At 52.6% G+C, this 565-nt stretch carries 1 protein-coding gene; it reads right to left on the reverse strand.

Annotated features, from left to right (window positions below):
- Window positions 1-509 (reverse strand): Ig-like domain-containing protein (locus GVN20_RS29520; protein WP_166561777.1); only part of this gene is annotated, 509 nt, incomplete at its 3' end.
- Window positions 510-565: the final 56 nt, after the last annotated feature.

The following is a 565-nucleotide window of genomic DNA, read 5'->3' on the forward strand; positions in this document are numbered from 1 at the left end:
GTCGTTGGGGTGTAGACATAGTTACCGTTGGTCTGCATCACCACTGTGCCATGTTGCGGCGGACAGATTATCGGAATGACAGGGTTGACCGTCAGCGGTAATCCTTGCGGGTCATCGTCATTGGTCAACACGTTACCTGATACAGGGGTGTTGATCGGCGTGTTGTTGATGTCGTCGGTGGCTATTGGAGGAGCTACCAAAATCGTGATATAGACCGTGGCAGTATCACACAGATTAGGCGTTCCGTTGTCGCAGACCTTGTAAATGAATCGGTCGGGTCCTGCGTAGTTATTATTCGGCGTATAGGTGTAAGTGCCGTTCGGGTTGAACACCACCGTACCGTTAGTCGGGTTGGTGAGTTTGGTGAACGTGAGCGGGTCATTGTTAGGATCGCTGTCGTTCGTCGCTACCGTTCCACTCACCGGTACGTTTACCTTCGTAACGTTGGCATCATCAACCGCTACCGGTGGATCGTTTCCGGGAATCAAAGGCAACACATCTATCGTCACCGTCGCCGTGTCGCAAGCCCCCTTCACGTCGCACAACACATACTTGAAGCTGTCCT

The sequence above is a fragment of the Runella sp. CRIBMP genome (assembly GCF_009905605.1).
GTDB lineage: Bacteria > Bacteroidota > Bacteroidia > Cytophagales > Spirosomataceae > Runella.